Annotated in this window: 16 protein-coding genes and 1 tRNA gene; 7 read left to right on the top strand and 10 right to left on the bottom strand. The window is 63.1% G+C overall.

The window, feature by feature from the left end:
• Positions 1 to 60: 60 nt before the first annotated feature.
• Positions 61 to 1,533, bottom strand: coding sequence for a polysaccharide biosynthesis C-terminal domain-containing protein (locus ASF60_RS20995; RefSeq protein WP_056189812.1), 1,473 nt, complete (start codon positions 1,531 to 1,533; stop codon positions 61 to 63).
• A 92-nt stretch (positions 1,534 to 1,625) separates the two neighbouring features.
• A complete protein-coding gene (locus ASF60_RS20990; protein ID WP_056189809.1) occupies positions 1,626 to 2,630 on the bottom strand; it encodes a magnesium transporter CorA family protein in 1,005 nt (334 codons plus the stop codon).
• Positions 2,631 to 2,843: 213 nt separating this feature from the next.
• Between ASF60_RS20990 and groES the strand changes: the two genes are divergently transcribed.
• A complete protein-coding gene (groES, locus tag ASF60_RS20985; protein ID WP_055886789.1) occupies positions 2,844 to 3,131 on the top strand; it encodes a co-chaperone GroES in 288 nt (95 codons plus the stop codon).
• Between the two features lie 19 nt (positions 3,132 to 3,150).
• Here groES and ASF60_RS26320 read toward each other — a convergent pair whose 3' ends face one another.
• Positions 3,151 to 3,210: a hypothetical protein gene (locus ASF60_RS26320; RefSeq protein WP_443136789.1), complete on the bottom strand. Its 60-nt coding sequence runs from the start codon at positions 3,208 to 3,210 to the stop codon at positions 3,151 to 3,153.
• Positions 3,211 to 3,228: 18 nt separating this feature from the next.
• Between ASF60_RS26320 and groL the strand changes: the two genes are divergently transcribed.
• Positions 3,229 to 4,881 carry a chaperonin GroEL gene (groL, locus tag ASF60_RS20980; RefSeq protein WP_056189806.1) on the top strand — a complete coding sequence of 551 codons (1,653 nt, stop codon included), beginning with the start codon at positions 3,229 to 3,231 and terminating at the stop codon, positions 4,879 to 4,881.
• Between the two features lie 120 nt (positions 4,882 to 5,001).
• On the opposite strand, the gene ASF60_RS20975 is transcribed toward groL, so the two are convergent.
• From ASF60_RS20975 to ASF60_RS20965, 3 genes are all read right to left on the bottom strand, one after another.
• Positions 5,002 to 6,189, bottom strand: coding sequence for a DUF1501 domain-containing protein (locus ASF60_RS20975; RefSeq protein ID WP_056189803.1), 1,188 nt, complete (start codon positions 6,187 to 6,189; stop codon positions 5,002 to 5,004).
• 12 nt (positions 6,190 to 6,201) lie between these two features.
• Positions 6,202 to 7,728: a DUF1800 domain-containing protein gene (locus ASF60_RS20970; protein ID WP_056189801.1), complete on the bottom strand. Its 1,527-nt coding sequence runs from the start codon at positions 7,726 to 7,728 to the stop codon at positions 6,202 to 6,204.
• 176 nt (positions 7,729 to 7,904) lie between these two features.
• Positions 7,905 to 8,537 carry a 2OG-Fe(II) oxygenase gene (locus ASF60_RS20965; protein WP_056189799.1) on the bottom strand — a complete coding sequence of 211 codons (633 nt, stop codon included), beginning with the start codon at positions 8,535 to 8,537 and terminating at the stop codon, positions 7,905 to 7,907.
• Positions 8,538 to 8,725: 188 nt separating this feature from the next.
• Here ASF60_RS20965 and ASF60_RS25875 point away from each other — a divergent pair, with 188 nt between their 5' ends.
• Both ASF60_RS25875 and ASF60_RS20960 read left to right on the top strand, forming a co-directional pair.
• Entirely contained in the window at positions 8,726 to 9,025 is a 300-nt protein-coding gene (locus tag ASF60_RS25875; protein WP_443136788.1) for a hypothetical protein, read from the top strand.
• A gap of 144 nt (positions 9,026 to 9,169) precedes the next feature.
• Positions 9,170 to 11,281, top strand: a complete 2,112-nt coding sequence (locus ASF60_RS20960) for an ABC transporter ATP-binding protein/permease (protein ID WP_056189796.1) — start codon at positions 9,170 to 9,172, stop codon at positions 11,279 to 11,281.
• 3 nt (positions 11,282 to 11,284) lie between these two features.
• On the opposite strand, the gene ASF60_RS20955 is transcribed toward ASF60_RS20960, so the two are convergent.
• From ASF60_RS20955 to ASF60_RS24095, 3 genes are read right to left on the bottom strand one after another with little or no spacing between them, the layout of a single operon-like run.
• The gene (locus ASF60_RS20955; RefSeq protein ID WP_056189794.1) at positions 11,285 to 12,001 is read right to left on the bottom strand and encodes an LrgB family protein; all 717 of its coding nucleotides are present in this window, start codon (positions 11,999 to 12,001) and stop codon (positions 11,285 to 11,287) included.
• Positions 11,998 to 12,396, bottom strand: coding sequence for a CidA/LrgA family protein (locus tag ASF60_RS20950; protein ID WP_056189791.1), 399 nt, complete (start codon positions 12,394 to 12,396; stop codon positions 11,998 to 12,000). Before ASF60_RS20950 ends, ASF60_RS20955 begins: the two co-directional genes overlap by 4 nt.
• A 13-nt stretch (positions 12,397 to 12,409) precedes the next feature.
• Positions 12,410 to 12,883, bottom strand: coding sequence for a tellurite resistance TerB family protein (locus ASF60_RS24095; protein ID WP_082508128.1), 474 nt, complete (start codon positions 12,881 to 12,883; stop codon positions 12,410 to 12,412).
• A gap of 223 nt (positions 12,884 to 13,106) precedes the next feature.
• Between ASF60_RS24095 and ASF60_RS20940 the strand changes: the two genes are divergently transcribed.
• Positions 13,107 to 13,182 (top strand) — tRNA-Thr (locus tag ASF60_RS20940).
• Positions 13,183 to 13,354: 172 nt separating this feature from the next.
• Here ASF60_RS20940 and dps read toward each other — a convergent pair.
• On the bottom strand, positions 13,355 to 13,909 hold the full coding sequence (dps, locus tag ASF60_RS20935) for a DNA starvation/stationary phase protection protein Dps (protein WP_056189785.1): 555 nt from the start codon (positions 13,907 to 13,909) through the stop codon (positions 13,355 to 13,357).
• Positions 13,910 to 14,471: 562 nt separating this feature from the next.
• On the opposite strand from dps, the gene ASF60_RS20930 reads away from it, so the two are divergent.
• Together ASF60_RS20930 and ASF60_RS24090 are read left to right on the top strand one after the other, a co-directional pair.
• Positions 14,472 to 15,737 carry a glycosyltransferase family 4 protein gene (locus tag ASF60_RS20930; RefSeq protein ID WP_244478532.1) on the top strand — a complete coding sequence of 422 codons (1,266 nt, stop codon included), beginning with the start codon at positions 14,472 to 14,474 and terminating at the stop codon, positions 15,735 to 15,737.
• A complete protein-coding gene (locus tag ASF60_RS24090) occupies positions 15,734 to 16,552 on the top strand; it encodes a WecB/TagA/CpsF family glycosyltransferase (RefSeq protein WP_082508117.1) in 819 nt (272 codons plus the stop codon). The genes ASF60_RS20930 and ASF60_RS24090 overlap by 4 nt, the downstream gene beginning before the upstream one ends.
• Positions 16,553 to 16,584 lie beyond the last annotated feature (32 nt).

Raw genomic sequence — 16,584 nt, 5'->3', positions numbered from 1 at the left:
CTTAAAGGAGGATCACGGCGATGACAGCCAGTCGAGGCCGTCTATTCCGCCGAGTCCGTCCTATTCTACCGAGGCCGGCTCGGTGGGGCGGGGCGATCCGGGAAGGCTGCGGGAAAGACGCGCCATCGCGTGGCCCCTCAACCCGGCAATGTCGAAGAACCAGACCAGGGCGCCGTAGACCGCGATGCCGAGCGGTACGCCGAGGGCGAGGGCGCGGGTCGGTTCGATGTGGCGCAACGGCAGGAGGCAGAGCGCCATGGCCATGGAGGCGACACAGGCCGCCAGGATCTCCCACCAGGGCAGGCGCAGCCGATCCGGGCCGGTCAGTGCGCGAATTCCCAGCAACAGCGTCGCGGTAGCCAGCCCTAGGGTCTGCGCGACCGCGACGCCCTCGGGACCCAGCAGGGGTGGGAGGAACCATAACCCGGCGGCGTTGAGACCCAATCCAACGCAGGCAGCCGCGATGACCGGGCGAGTCCGTCTGCGGATCTGGAAGATCGGATTGAGCGCGAAATTCATCATCGCCAGACAGAAGAAGCCTGGCACCATCACGCCGGCATAGGCGGAAAAGGGACCACGGTAAGCTTCTGGCACCACCAGTGTCTCCAGAGCGGGAAGCACGGCCCAGAACCCGACGGCGCAGGGCAGAAGCAAGGTGACGACAACGCCGACGTTCAGTCCGACCTGGCGCTCGGCCGCGGCACGGCCCTCCTGCTCCTCCACCCGGACGGCTAGTTGAAACAACAGTAGGTCGAGGGCAGTGCCGAGGGTACCGATACTCCGGGTGGTGACATCGGCAGCCAATGCAAAGTAGCCGGCTTCGGCAAGACCCGCATGGGCCGCGATGCTACCCCGATTGAGAAATGGAAGGAGCTGATAGATCGCATTCGCGGCAATCAGCGGCAGACCATAGGCGACGAAGAGCCGCCAAGTCTCCCGGACGCGGGCCTGCAGGCGCGGCACGACCGGGTCGCGCATCGGACCGTAGAGAAGCAGGACAGCAACGGCCTGGCTGATACCGGCCGCCACCAGAACCCAGACCGGTTGCGGAAAGTACCAGGCGGCCCCCGCCATCAGAACGAAGGCGAGGGCATTCTTGACCGCGACGAGGTTGAAGTAGAGCGCACCGTCAAAGCGCGCGCGGACGAGCGCGGCATGATAGTCGAAAACCCCGATGCCCAGCGCGGCCACCGCAGCACCGGCCGTGATCGCGAAATGGCTGTCCGCACTCGGCTGAAGCGAGACGCCGAACACGGCACAGAGCAAAGCCGCAGCGAACAGGGCCAGCGCCAGAAACGCGTAGGCATGGTCGAGCCCGTGGCGGATCCAAGGCTCATCGACGCGCACCCGAACGGAATAGAAGCGCGTCGCCGACAGGCGAAGCCATTCGAACAGGATGGTGTTTGCGACGATCGCACCGGCGGTCGCCAAAGCGAACAGGCCGAAATCGGCGGGCCCGAGCAGCTTGGCGATCAGGAGCCCGAGGACGAAGTTCAGACCTGCATTGAGGACGAAGGCAGCGATCACGGCCATGGCGCGGACACTTCATCCTCGAAGGCTGCTTGGACGGGCAGCGATGCAACCGGGTTGGTTTCGCACGCGCGACCGAACAATTCGTCACGCCCTCAGATCCAGCCCCGAATCCGAAAGAAAACGACCGGAATGATGGCGCTGAGCGCGATCAGGGTCAGGCCGTAAGGATAGCCGTAGAGCCAGTCGAGTTCCGGCATGTGCTTGAAGTTCATGCCGTACATCGAGGCGATCAGCGTCGGCGGGATACCCACCACGGAAGCCACGGTGAGAACCCGGAAGGTGTTGTTCTGCTCGATGCTGATGAGGCCCAGCGTGGCGTCGAGGAGGAACTGCACGTTCTCCGACAGGCGAATTTCGAACTCGTCGAGGGAGGCGATGTCCCGGCGCATCGCCTCGAATCTCGGCACCTGCTCCTCCCCGAGGATATGCTCGCATTCGTTTGCGACGAACGGCACGATCCGCTCCAGTCCGAGGAGACTGGAGCGGATCTTCCCGAGCGCCTTTCCGCGTCGACCGATGCCGCGCAGGATACGGCGAAGGGCCAGGTCGCGCCGGCGGGGGTTCTGGTGCGGGACCCTGATGTCCCCGGTGGCGGCGCTGCTGCGGACATCGAAATCGAAGATCCGCGTCGAGAGGGCGTCGAGGTCCGCGCCCATGTCCTCGAGGGCGTCTGCGAGACTGTCGACCAGTTCCTCCACCAGCAGAAGGAAGATCTCCGTGCTGGTGGTGCCCGGTCCGTCTCCGGCATCGATCCGCCTCTTGACCTCCGCGAAGGCCCGCAGATCGTGGAAGCGGACGGTGAGCAGGCGATCCTTCGTCAGGACGAAGCCGAGGGGTTTGAGCTGAGAATCCAGTTTGTCGAAGGTGATCATCGGCGTGGAGAGCGTGAAACCGCTCTTCATCCGGCGCAGACGGCTCGAATTCTCGACCTCGCTCAGCGCTTTGCGCGACGGTACGCTGATGCCGGTGGCAAGTTGGACCCGCTCTGCCTCGGCACTGCTCGGATCCTTGAGGTCGATCCAGACGGCATGGGAGGGATAGGCGCTATCTGGCGCCGCAGGCTCGACCGCACCCTGCGGTCCATGAAGCTCGATCATCCGCGAAGGACTTTCCGTCGGGGTGTGAAATGAAGGAAGGATCCTGTCGTCGGAACGTCGTCGGACCCTGCGACAGTCTTGACTCGACGGAGCCACGCGCCTAACTCGGCGCCATCGTTAGCACTCACCTAGAGAGAGTGCTAACGGCCTGGGTTGAGCGCGCTGCCGCGCCGCATCAACGCCATCCACGAATTTGAAGCAAGAGGGCAGCTCATGAAGTTCCGTCCGCTGCACGACCGTGTCGTCGTCCGCCGCATCGAAGGCGAAGAGAAGACCAAGGGGGGCATCATCATCCCCGATACCGCCAAGGAGAAGCCGCAAGAGGGCGAGATCGTCGCCGTCGGCCCCGGCGCCCGCGACGAGGCGGGCCGTATCAACGCGCTCGACGTCAAGGCCGGCGACCGCGTCCTGTTCGGCAAGTGGTCCGGCACCGAAGTCAAGATCGATGGTCAGGACCTCCTGATCATGAAGGAATCCGACATCATGGGCGTCGTCGCCTAAAGCGCGGCCCGCCTTCTTCCTACGATCCTAGCTGAGTCCTTCGAGCGCGCTCTCGTTTCGAGCGCCTCAGGGCTCTCAACAACTTAAGGATTTGAACATGGCAGCAAAAGAAGTCCGTTTCGGCTCCGATGCCCGCGAGAAGATGCTCCGCGGCGTCGACATCCTCGCTGACGCCGTCAAGGTGACGCTCGGTCCCAAGGGCCGCAACGTCGTCATCGAGAAGTCCTTCGGCGCTCCGCGCATCACCAAGGACGGCGTCACCGTCGCCAAGGAGATCGAGCTCTCCGACAAGTTCGAGAACATGGGCGCCCAGATGGTGCGCGAAGTGGCCTCGAAGACCAACGACATCGCTGGCGACGGCACTACCACCGCCACCGTCCTGGCCCAGGCCATCGTCCGCGAAGGCGCCAAGTACGTCGCCGCCGGCATGAACCCGATGGACCTGAAGCGCGGCATCGACCTCGCCACCACCGCTGCCGTGAAGGACATCACGAGCCGCGCCAAGAAGGTCGCCTCGTCCGAGGAAGTCGCCCAGGTCGGCACCATCTCGGCCAATGGCGACAAGGAAATCGGCGAGATGATCGCCCACGCCATGCAGAAGGTCGGCAACGAGGGTGTCATCACCGTCGAGGAAGCCAAGACCGCCGAGACCGAGCTCGACGTCGTTGAGGGCATGCAGTTCGATCGCGGTTACCTTTCCCCGTACTTCATCACGAATGCGGAGAAGATGGTCGCCGAGCTCGAGGACCCCTACATCCTCATCCACGAGAAGAAGCTCTCGTCGCTCCAGGCGATGCTGCCGGTTCTCGAGGCCGTGGTGCAGACCGGCAAGCCGCTCGTCATCATCGCCGAGGACATCGAGGGTGAGGCGCTCGCCACGCTCGTCGTGAACAAGCTGCGCGGTGGCCTTAAGGTCGCGGCCGTCAAGGCTCCCGGCTTCGGCGATCGCCGCAAGGCCATGCTCGAGGACATCGCGATCCTGACCCAGGGTCAGATGATCGCCGAGGACCTCGGCATCAAGCTCGAGAACGTCACCCTCCCGATGCTCGGCCGCGCCAAGCGCATCCGCATCGAGAAGGAGACCACCACGATCATCGACGGTCTCGGCGAAAAGGCGGACATCGAAGCCCGCGTCGGCCAGATCAAGGCGCAGATCGAGGAGACCACCTCGGACTACGACCGTGAGAAGCTCCAGGAGCGCCTGGCCAAGCTCGCCGGCGGCGTCGCGGTCATCCGCGTCGGCGGCGCGACTGAGGTTGAGGTCAAGGAGAAGAAGGACCGCGTCGACGACGCGCTCAATGCCACCCGCGCTGCGGTGGAAGAGGGTATCGTCCCCGGCGGCGGCACCGCCCTCCTCCGTGCCCGCGAGGCCGTCCGCGCCCTCACCAGCGACAACCCGGACGTCCAGGCCGGCATCAAGATCGTGCTGAAGGCCCTTGAGGCGCCGATCCGCCAGATCGCCGCCAATTCCGGCGTCGAGGGCTCGATCGTGGTCGGCAAGATCACTGACAACACCTCTTCGATCACCTTCGGCTTCAACGCCCAGACCGAAGAGTACGTTGACATGATCCAGGCCGGTATCGTCGACCCGGCCAAGGTCGTGCGCACCGCCCTTCAGGATGCGTCCTCGATCGCCGGCCTCCTCGTCACCACCGAGGCCATGATCGCCGATGCTCCGAAGAAGGACAGCGGCGCCCCCATGGGCGGCGGCGGCGGCATGGGCGGCGGCATGGGTGGCATGGACTTCTGATACGTCCAAGACATCTGAACACCGTAAACAAGGGGGTCGCCGAAAGGCGGCCCCTTTTTTCATGTTGTGACCGGACGAAAACGCGCGCACCGACGACGCAGCGCGCGGAGGTCTACGGGCTCAGACCAGCCCGAGATCGCTTGGGGAGACGTCCGGGAAGATGCGACCGAGACTGGCTGCATCGAGTCCGTAGATGCGCTGCAACAGACCACTCAGCATCGCCCGATAATCGGTGAGCACCGGATAGTCCCTGTTCTGGAACAGATGAGCTTCGTCGGCCCGAACCTGCGGACCGGCGATCCGGCCGCCCCGTACCCCGCCCCCGAGCACCCAGTAGACGCTACCGTGACCATGATCGGTGCCGCGATTACCGTTCTCGCGGAAGGTCCGACCGAACTCGGAAACCACGACCACGACAGTATCGGTCCAGCCGGCGCCGATCTCCTGGACGAAGCCGGAAAGGCCACGGCCAAGTTCTCCGATGCGGTCGGCGAGATAGCCGGTTGCACCGCCCTGGTTCACATGCGTATCCCACCCACCGACATCGACGAAGCCGAGGTTGAACTGGTCCCGCATCAGGCGGCCGATGCGACGGGCGGCCAATTCGAACCCCTTGGGCGAAACCGCGCCGCGATCCGCCTGTGCTTGGTGATCGGAGATTGTCCGATAGACCTCATCTCGGACCCGAAAGCCCTCGTTCACCGCGCTCGCCAGGGGGCCGCCCGCGTACATAGCCCGGATCAGAGCAGCCTGCCTCTCGTCGATCCCCGGCTTGCCGATCCCGTGGATCGCGATGTTGGGCACGGGATCGGGTCCCCGGAAGATCAGGGGTGATTGCTCGGTGAAGGCGATCGGGCGCACCCGCGTCAATTCCACGGCGAGGCGCGCCATGAACCCGGATTGGTAATTTCGCGAATCACCGACCGGCTGTCCGAGTTCGATCGTGTCCTGCGTCTCGAAGTGGCTGCGGGTGAGGTCGTTCGTACCGGCGAACGGCACGAAGGCCGCCTCTCCTTTCGCGTAGAGCGGCAGGATCGTCTCGCGCAGCGCCGGATGAAGGCTCCAGTCGGCATCGAGCGGGAGGGCTGCCGCCGGGTTCGCCGGATCGGGTCGAGCCACCGCCAGATTCGGCCGGGCTCGATAGTAGAAGTCGCTGCCGGTCGGGATTACCACATTGGCGGCGTCGTAAGCCCCCCGCAGGAAGACGACGAGAAGGCGGGCATCGGCTTTGGGCGCCGCCCACACCCGGCCCGCGACGGTGCTGGCACCGAAGGCGGCGGCAGCGCGGATGAGATCGCGTCTGTTCATCGATCCGCCTCCTCAATGCATGAACTCGGGGGAGGACAGGAACAACGTGTTCCAATCCTGGGGCGAGACCGCCCGACGCAAGGCGTCCCTCGTCCGCGGCGTGAGGGTCGCCATCAGCGGCCCGAAATAGAGACCATTCTGCAGGAGCGGAAAGGCAGGTTCCTCGACCGCATCGAGGGCGCCAGACTTGAACAGCCCCGCCGAGCCGGAGCCGATCTGGCGCGCGATCTCGAAGCGCATCGTGAGCTGGCCTGGGCCGCTCCAGGCAGCGGCGTCGAGCGGATACCCGTCGGGTGTCGAGCGATTGAAGAGGCCCTCTCCGAGGCGGTTCAACCAGTTCTGGACTGGGGTCGTATTCAGAATGACCCGGTCGTCATAGGCCAGCCGCAGGGCCGAAAAAACATAGCGGACCGGATCCTTGAAGCCCGAGCCGGCCGCGTCCACGAATTCCGGAGAGTGGACGAGCGCGCCCAGCACTGCCGCGGTATCGCCGTCCGTTCGAGTGAAGACCGCGGCGAGCCGATCGACGAGAGCATTCGAGGGCGAACGCCCCATCAGATAGAGGGCCATTGCCCGGGAGACGTTGCGGGCGGTTGCGGGATGCCGGGCCAGAACGTCGAGCGCCTCCTCGATCTCGGCATAGCCACGACTGTGGATGGTATGACCAAGCAGAACCTTGCTGCCGTAATCGTGCCGGGCCGGGTTGAACAGGAAGAGCCCCTTTCGGACGAGATCGCCCTGAAGCTCTGGCTTCACCCTGGGGTTTTCGGGCCGCGAATCGATACCGGCCCCCGTGAGAATACGAGCCAATTCCTCCACGTCGTGCTGCGCGTACCCCCCTCCGACGCCGAGGGTGTGAAGTTCCATGAGTTCGCGGGCGTAGTTCTCGTTGAGCCGACCAGCAGCATTCTCGACGTTATCGAGGTAGCGCAGCATCGCCGGGTGCTCGAGCGTCGCAGTCAGGAGATCGCGGAATCGCCCAAGGGCATTGGGGCGGATGGCAGTGTCGAGAAAGTCGCCGACGAGGACGCGCAGATTGGCCTTGCCCTGATGCACGTTGAAGCGGTTGAACCAGAACCAAGTCATCCGCTCCCGAACCTGATCCGGCGCATAGAGCGCTCGCAGGATCGTGGCGGTCAGTGATTGCCGGTAGGCGTCGTTCAAGGCGCCCTGATAGGCGGATTGAGCCGCCTTCTTGGCGTTCAGATCGGCGAGCCCATTCGCGGCCTTGGCTTGTGCGTCGAAAGCGACGACGCGATCGATCAAGGCGCCCTGTGGCTGGATCGAATGGATTTGGGCCTGAGCCACGGGCGGGAGTGCCATCGCGTGGGACGGCCGCAGTTGCGCCGACAGCCAGGCTTCCCGCCCTTGCGCCCGCAGCGCGGAGAAACTCGTCGGCGTCGCTCCCCAGGTCAGCGCGTCGAGAAGCGCGAGGTCCGACGACGGTGACCCGACGGGCGCTGCAAATACCGGCCCACAGGTCAGGATGGCCCAAACGAGAGCGGTCCGAACGATCGCCGCGCCACACAACCTCGACATGAGTCGCCCCCTCCGGCTTATCCGTAAGGTGCAACTCGCCGAGGAAACATGGCGGTGGAATGTCGGGGAGAAGGCAGGCGCGGCGGAGAAACCGACCGGAAACCAGATTGTGGCCCACCGCCTGCCACCTGTCGCCCCCCCTTCGAACTTGGACCCGCCCCTTCGGGACGGTGCCCTTACCGGCCGAAGATGCCCTTCAGGAACTGGGCGGTACGATTACGCTTTTTCTTGCGCTCGAGTTCGTTCGCATCCTTGACCCAGGCCACCTGCACAACGCGACGCTCGCCCGCGAAAGGCTCGTGGCCGTGCCAGGAATTGTCAGCGCGAAGGAACGCGAACATCGTGCCCATGGTGGGAGGGACCTCGACCGCGAAGGGTTCATAGTTCTTGCCGTCATAAAGTACCCGCAGGCGCCCGGCCGCCGGAGCGTCCCAGGCGTCGTTCATGTAGATCAGCATCGTCATCACCTTGGACGGGCCATCGGTGTGGATCGAGCCGTATTTCAGCTGACTGCGCTTCATGATGGTGGTGAGGCGCGGACATGAGACGAGATCGATGCCGAACTTCTCACCCATGATCCGCGAGAAGGCGTCGCTTTCCAGTTCTTCGATCAGCGCTTTGAAGCGGCCCTTCAAGGCGACCTCGTCGACGGTGAGATAGCCGGGCTTGGCGATCGCCGGAAAATCCTGGCGGATCTCATCGACGGCTTCCGGCTTCAGAACGTCGTTTCCGAGAAAGAAGCTGTAGGGCTCCCGCGATACGGGAGCGGCACGCACGGCATCGAGATTGAGGATCGACAGTCCCGTCATGGCTCAGACGTTCGTCCATTCCGGCGGACCGAACCGTCAGCCGGTGGTCGCGCGCTGGGTTAAGCGCCCGCGGGGCGCAATCTCGGTGGATAGAGCGCGCGATTGCGGCAAGCGGACGGCAACCCCTTTCCGCGTCACACGGAAACTGCCATGCTTGGCCGCATCGAAACAGAGGAACGGCGCCGCGTATCGTGACGAGATGCCTCGCACTCGCCCTCTGCGCCATCCTGGTGACGCCGGCCAGTGCTCAGAATCCCCTCCCCTCGACCCAGCGCTTGACCTGCGCCGATGCCATGGCTTTGGTGAGGGACAGAAGATCGCTTTGGATCAACCCCGGCAACGCAGCCGCTGAGCGCTTCGTGCGGGACCGCAGTCAGTGCAATCTGACGGAGATTGCAGAACTGCGCTTCGTTCCGACACGCGATAACCCGGAATGTCCCATCGGCTATCGTTGCCGCGAGCCCGACTTCGGTGACTGGGACTGGTAGCGGTTCCGTCGACGCGGGCGGAAGCCGAGTTGCCGGAGGTCGCAGGGCAGCGCCACGATCTCGCCACGACCGGACGGCAATGCCACCGGCAATCCGTGCCGTCTCGGCATCCAGCCATAAGAACAATGACAAGGGGAGGCGCACGTGCCCGCATTGAGGACAGGCCTCGGCCTGCAAGCCGGGATCACGGCGCTCTTCGCTCTCGCTCTTCTGATCCTGCCGGGCGTGTCCACGCCGCTGTATGTCAGCCTCAGCGGCTTCGCCATGGCGGCGATCCTCATCGCGTCCGGCAAACTCTCCGACTACCTGAAGGTTTTCGTGTCGGTCTACGGGATCGGCTACGTGCTGCTCGCGGGTTCGAAAACGCTGGCCACCATGGGCAGCCTGCCCGCCGTCGTGGCGGCACTGCTGCCCCCAGCCTTCGCTGCCACGGGCGCCGTGGTCTTCGCCGGCGTGGTCCTCGCCATCTCACATTGGAAACCGGTCCGCGACATCACCCTGATCGCCGACCCGTATTTTGCAAACCGAGACAAGCCAACCAAGGAGATCGGCCTGTTCCGCTGGTTCGGGCGCACGGAGGGTCAAATCGGCCAGCGGCTCGTCGCGCTGTCGATCTTCGTCAATTTTGCGGACGTCGCGCTGACGCTGCGGTTCAACTTTTTTTATCGTGACCTCTACAACTCCATCCAGGAATACGACCAGCAGGCTTTCTGGTATCAGCTGGCCTGGATCTTCGTCCCGCTGGCCCTCCTGAACATCGCCATCGGCATGTTCGACCTGTTCGTCGATTCCTCGTTGCACATCCGCTGGCGCACCTGGCTGACCCACAGCCTCTACGAGCGCTGGCTCGGCGCCGGTACGCACTACCGTATTCCCTTCACCGACGAAGATGCCGACAATCCGGATCAGCGTATCCAATCCGACGTGAACGCCTTCATCCAGCAGACAGCTGGTGTATCAATTCGCCTGTTGTCCCAGGCTGCTCAGCTCGTCTCATTTATCGTCGTGCTCTGGACCCTGAGCCGCGATTTCGTCCTGCCCTTCACCGACATGGTGATCCCGGGCTTCCTGGTCTGGCTGGTGATCGCCTATGCGTTGGTCGGAACATGGCTCACCCATCTGATCGGGCGTCCCCTCATCGGGCTTAACTTCCGCCAGGAGCAGGTCGAGGCGGATTTCCGCTTCTCGCTCGCTCGAAACCGCATCTACTCCGAGCAGATCGCGCTGCTGCGCGGCGAGCGGGCTGAGAGCACGCGGCTCGCCACCCTGTTTCATGCAATCATCGACAACTACATCGGCATCATCTTCCGACGCATCAAGCTGATCGCCTTCACCTTCAGCTATCGACAAGCCAGCGCGATCTTCCCGCTGGTCATTGCCGCTCCGTCGTTCTTCGCCAAGAAGATCACCCTCGGCGCTTTGCAGCAGACGTCCAGCGCCTTTGGAAGCGTGCAGGAATCGCTGAACTTCTTCATCACCTCCTATCTGACGCTGGCTTCCTACAGGGCGAATACGATTCGTCTTGGCTCGTTCAAACGGGCAATGACGAAAGCGGAGGCCCTTTCAGCGGCGGGCTATGGCCTCGTGCAAGGCAACGAAACCACCGGTGAGGTGGTCGCCCGGAACCTCACGCTCGCCCTTCCGGACAACCGCGAAATCGTTACGGCGGAACGGCTGACGCTCCAACGGGGGAAAGCGACGCTGGTCACCGGCCCATCCGGCTCCGGCAAATCGACGCTGTTCCGCGCGATCGCTGGGGTTTGGCCCTTCGGTCGAGGTCGGGTCGACGTCCCGGCTGGCCAGTCAGCCCTCGTCCTGCCACAGCGGCCCTACCTCCCGCTCGGTACGTTACGTGGAGCGGTGGTCTACCCGAACACAACGGATCAATTCACGGATGCGGCAATCCAAGACGCCCTGATCGCGGCCCAGCTTCCGCAATTCGCCGACCGGCTCGACGAAGTGGATAGCTGGGACCGGCGCCTGTCCGGTGGTGAGCAGCAGCGCCTCGCTATCGCCCGGGCTGTCCTGACCAAACCGGATTGGCTGTTCCTCGATGAAGCCACGGCCGCCCTTGATGAGCCCAATGAAGCTGCGATCTATCGCATGCTGCGGGAGCGACTTCCTGGCACAACAATCGTGTCCATCGGGCATCGCTCGACCCTTCATGCCCTCCACGACCGGCGCATCGACATGCAACCGGTCGACGACGGCCGGTTCACTCCTCGGGAGGTTTCCTCGACTGTCGTCGCTCAGTAGAGGTCAGCGCAGAAAGGTCAGTGCAATCGGTGCCAGGATCGCAGTGAGGAAGGCATTCAAGCCAAGGGCAATACCCGCGAAGGCGCCGGCAACCTCGTTGACCTGAAAAGCACGTGCCGTTCCAACCCCATGCGCAGCAAGGCCCGCCGCGAAGCCGCGAGCGCGCATGTCCCGAATGCGCAGAACGTTCATCAGCGGCGTGACCAGGATACCGCCCGTCATTCCGGTCAGCATGACGATCACGGCCGCCAAGGTCGGGTCGCCCCCCAAAGTCTGGGCGATCCCCATGGCCACCCCAGTGGTCACCGACTTCGGCGCGAGCGAAATGATGACCTCGCGAGGAATGCCGAACGCTTGGCCAAGAAGCAGAGTCGAGCCCAGAGCCACTACGGAGCCGACGATGAGGGCCGCCGCCATTGGAGCGAGCGAACGCAGCACGGTGGCGCGATATTCATAGAGCGGAATCGCCAGGGCAACCGTCGCAGGCCCCAGCAGGAAATGCACGAACTGAGCGCCATCGAAATAGGTGGCGTAGGGTGTGCCGGTCGTCTCCAGAACCGTCGCCGTGAGGGCTATGGCGATCAATACGGGATTGGCCAACGGATGACGGTTGGTTGCCTGAGCGATCCGATCGGCCACGACGTAGGCCAGTAGCGTCACCGTCAGCCAAAGCAGTGGCGTACGCGAGAGATAGACCCAGACAGCAAAATCCGGGGTCACGGGTGCGCCTTCGGTTTCGCCAACGCGTACGAGACAGCGACGAACGTGACCGCAGTGGCTGCCAATGTTGCCACCGTCGAGATTAGTACGATCGCACCGAGGGCCACGCCCTGTGCGGCAAGGACGTCAAGGCGCCCGACAATGCCGGCTCCCGCCGGCACGAACATCAGCGAGAGATTGGCCAGGAGCCCCTTCCCGGTCCCCTCCAGGCGGCCATCGATCAGCGGGAGCGCTAACAGGCGTGGACCCAATCGTGGTGCCCGATCTCTTAGGATCAAAAACAACAGGAGCAGCGCCATTCCGATCAGGGGTCCCGGCACCGGTAACCCGGTGGCATGGGCCAGGGCCTCCCCGCAAAGTTGCGCGAAAAGAATCAGGGTCAAGCAGAGGATCATCGCAGCAACCCAGTCAATTCAGGGCAAGTGGCCCTTCCGCGGCAGCGCGCCGCGTATCGGCTATGGCAGCCTCGTCGAAACCGAGCAGAACGCCCAGGCGGTGCACGAGCGCCTCTTCGAATTCGTGAACAACGCCGTCCGCACCTGCAACGGACCAAGCCATCGCCAGCAGCCGCCCTCTCCGCTCCTTGTCGACGGCGTGGCCGATCATCTCGACCAGTTGCGCCATATCCCGGGTTTCGGCGTCGAAATCGGCGGCACGAGCGATCAAGACCTCGGCTTCGCTCCGGGTCTCGGTGAAACGACCTTCGACAAGGCGGGCAAGCCGTTCCGTCTCTTCCGGAGCCAGGACGCCATCGGCGCGCGCGACGTGAACAAGGAGTGCGATCGCAGCGAGGCGCTCATCGGCCTCACCGCCAGCGTGCGTAGGGTCTTTGAGACCGAGTGTATCGACGGCGTAGGCACGAAGGCGGGCGATCAGGGACATCATGAACCTCAAACGTCGCTGGAAGCCTTCGGGGGCAGCTAATGAGCCGTCAAGCATCCGCTCAGACGTATCGGACAATGCCCTACGACCGTGTCAGAGATGCATCGTTTCCCGCCCTTTCACCCTCACAGCAGGATTCAGAAAGCTTGCCATCCGCTGCGCCGCCCGATATGACCCTCCACCACACGGTTCGCCTTGGCTTCGACAGGCGACGCGGAACCGAGCCGCAATAGCTCAGCTGGTAGAGCACCTCATTCGTAATGAGGGGGTCGGGGGTTCGAATCCCTCTTGCGGCACCACATACCTCATTCGTTTCGAAGTCGTATGTGATAGCGCGAGCAGGCATCTGCCCTTACATTCGCAATACATTGGGACTGAATTCCCGGCCTCTTAGACGACCGGGAGCACGACGTGAAAAGGGGAAGCGACAAGTAGCGCTCCCCCGTTTTCGTCTAGGCCGCTCTCGTTGCCTTAGCGCTGGCCAGCGTGATCGCCGTCGCGCATGTTGCCAGTCGGCTCCTGCACGTGGGCCTCGAGGAACCAAAGCTGCTTGTCGACCCCGCGCGAAACTTCGGTCAGGAGATCGGACGTGCCAGCATCACCGGCCTCATCCGTGTCATCGATGTTCTGGCGCACTGCGTTGGCATAAACGCCATAGCGGTCGATGAGCGCCGCAAGATGATCAGCGACGGCATAGGCATCGAGGGGATAGGGCGCGAGCTGCGATCCTGAGGCCACGGATGTGGCTGTGCCACGTGCCGTCCCGCCGAGTTGGGTGATTCGCTCGGCCACTTTGTCATTGTAGTCATCGAGTTCCGTGCGGAAGCCATCGAGCATCTCGTGAATGCCGATGAATTGAGGTCCTTTCAGGTTCCAGTGAGCCTGTTTGACATCAAGGGCTAGATCGATCCCATCTGAGAGACGGGCGTTCAGCACATCGATCGACACCTTCTTCGCGTTGGACTTCGTACCGTTCTGGGTCTCATGGAGACGCTGATTACCGGCTTGGGACTTGGAATCGGCCATTCGGATGGTCCTTCAGTTTCGTAAAGAGCACACGACCAAACTCAGATCCCGAGCGCATGATGCGACGATGCCTCGAATTTGGCTGAACGTGATCACGATTGGGCAGCGATCAGCGCCTCCCGTTCGATCAGTCTGCCATTCAACGACAGGCTCTCGCCCATGTTCCTAACTATGCACAGAGCGCATGGATCATCCCCGCAAGACGGCGTCTCTTGCGTTCAGCCCGATGACTCCCGGCGAGCCTTGTCGAACAACGACATAGATATCCGATTGAAAACGCCCTCGCGCCCAGTTGTAATCACTAACTTTCGAGATACACGATAGATTTATCGAATTCTAAGTGAATTTAAGCTGAAAGGCTCAGCGCGGACACTGGGAATCTCTCTGGGATTTGTCAGCATGGGCGAGCCTCCTAGGCGTCTGCTCTGCGCATGTGTAATTCAAATGACCGCGACTGCGTGGCAAAAGGCCGAAAGCAGTGACGTTTCTTTAGAGAATTACCCTCATTCCTTCTCGAGATCCGGTAGCTAGAGCGCCGCCGTCGGAAGCATGGCGTCTTGTGATGACAAAGGCAGCAGTCGATTTCGACCAGTCCGACGAAGGACCTTTCGATCCTATCGCCGAGCCTGTCACCGAGACGGGATTACCCAAGTTGCGGATCCTTGTGATTCACAATCGCTATCAGGTTCGCGGCGGTGAAGATTCAGTGGTGGCGCAGGAAGTCGATAGCCTCCGGCGCTCGGGGCAACGCGTAGAGACTTTGTTCTTCGACAACGCTGGCATCCGAACAGGGTGGGACCGTCTCCGAACCGCCTATGAGGCGCCCTACGCCCAGCGTGGGATCGCCACGGTGGTCGACGCGGTCCGAGCGTTCAGGCCGGATGTCGTACACGCCCATAATGTTTTTCCGCAGATATCCCCTGGCGTGCACCAAGCGATACGGGCGGAAGGCGTAGCAACAGTTCAGACGCTTCACAATTTTCGCGTGACCTGTGCGAACGGTATTTTCATGCGCGAGGGGCGCCCGTGCGAAGATTGCATCGATGGCTCTCCGTATCAGGCAGTAAGGCACGCTTGCTACCGGGGGTCTCGTTTGGGTTCGCTTGCGGTAGCGCGAATGATCGACGTGCATCGACGCTCCGGGACGTGGACGCACGACGTCGATCGTTTCATCGCACTCACACCGTTTGCGCGAACGCGCTTCCTCGCAGCCGGTCTTCCGGGCCATCGAATCCGGATCAAACCCAACGGGCTTGCGGACCCAGGCTTCGATAGGGAAGCTCCGCGCAACGGCGTCCTGTTTGTCGGACGTTTGGTTCCAGAGAAGGGTGTCGCTACTCTCGCAGAGGCGGCTCGTGCCTGCCGAATTCCTATCACTCTGATCGGCGAAGGGCCTCTCGAAGGCCGGCTGCGAGATACGCCTGGAGTAACTCTTCTCGGCCCACAGCCCCCTACTACCGTCCAGGCCATGATGGCCCGAGCTGAAGCTCTCGTGGTGCCGTCACAGTGGTACGAAGGTATGCCGATGGTGATCGCCGAGGCGTTCAGCCTCGGCACGCCCGTTGTCGCATCGCGGATCGGAGCGCTCGCCGACCTGATCGTCGATGGGAGAACAGGTTTGCATGTCGAGCCTGGCGATCCCGTGAGCCTCGCTCGCGCACTCAACCAAATCGCCGACGCACCGGTTGCCACGCGGGACATGGGGCGCGCAGCCCGTCGGGTCTACGAACAAGAATGGACCGCTGACGTCGTCACCGCCCGTGCCCTGCTGATTTATCGCGAAGCGATCGCCAGTCGCGAAGACACCGCCGCTCGAGACGCAGCATGACCGGCCCCATTGCGCGAACCAGCCAGCCATCTTCCTACGCTTGGGGACATGATCCGGATGTTCCTCATTTCAACCTCGGCGGCGTTCCGATCTCCATTACGGATATGAACGGCCTCGTATCCGCCATTCGGCGTCGCTTGGCCCGCAGGTCGGCCGCTCCGGGAACCTTCGTGGTGTTTCGTGATGCACATGGGATCGTCCGGGCACAGGACGAGCCGTCCGTCAAAGCGGCGCACGACGCTGCCCTCCTGGTCTGTGCGGATGGCCGCCCCCTGGCCTGGGTAGGCTGGCTCCGCGGACACAGGGGCATCGATCAAGTACCAGGAATCGAATCTGTCGAGGTCGTCTGTCGAGCTGGTGTTGAAGCGGGGTGGCGCCACTTCTTCCTCGGAGGAGGTCCCGGGGTCGCCGAGCGTTTGGCCGCGGAGATGCGCGATCGGGCACCGGGGTTAATCATAGCCGGAGCAGAAACTCTTCCGTATCGGCCGCTGACCGAACCGGAATCGCAGGATCTGCATCAAAGGCTGTTGAGCGCCGGAACCCAGATCCTCTGGATTGGGCTCAGCACGCCGAAACAGGAGCTCTTCCTCCACACCCACACCCCCTTCCTTCCGGGGGTTATCGGCATGGGCGTCGGGGCGGCTTTCGACGTCAACACCGGAGCGATCGCACGAGCGCCTCGCATGATGACGCGATGGGGGTTGGAGTGGCTCTATCGCCTGATCCGTGAGCCCCGCCGTCTCAGATCACGCTACGCGCAGGTCGTCCCTCGGTTCCTAGCGATCGTGGCCTTCAATCGTGCAGGACGCGGCTAAGGTCTATTCGCCTCGAATGGAGCAGATCCCCC

Origin of the sequence: Methylobacterium sp. Leaf113 (assembly GCF_001423325.1) — a bacterium.
GTDB lineage: Bacteria > Pseudomonadota > Alphaproteobacteria > Rhizobiales > Beijerinckiaceae > Methylobacterium.
This window is presented reverse-complemented; position numbering and strand designations above follow the sequence as displayed.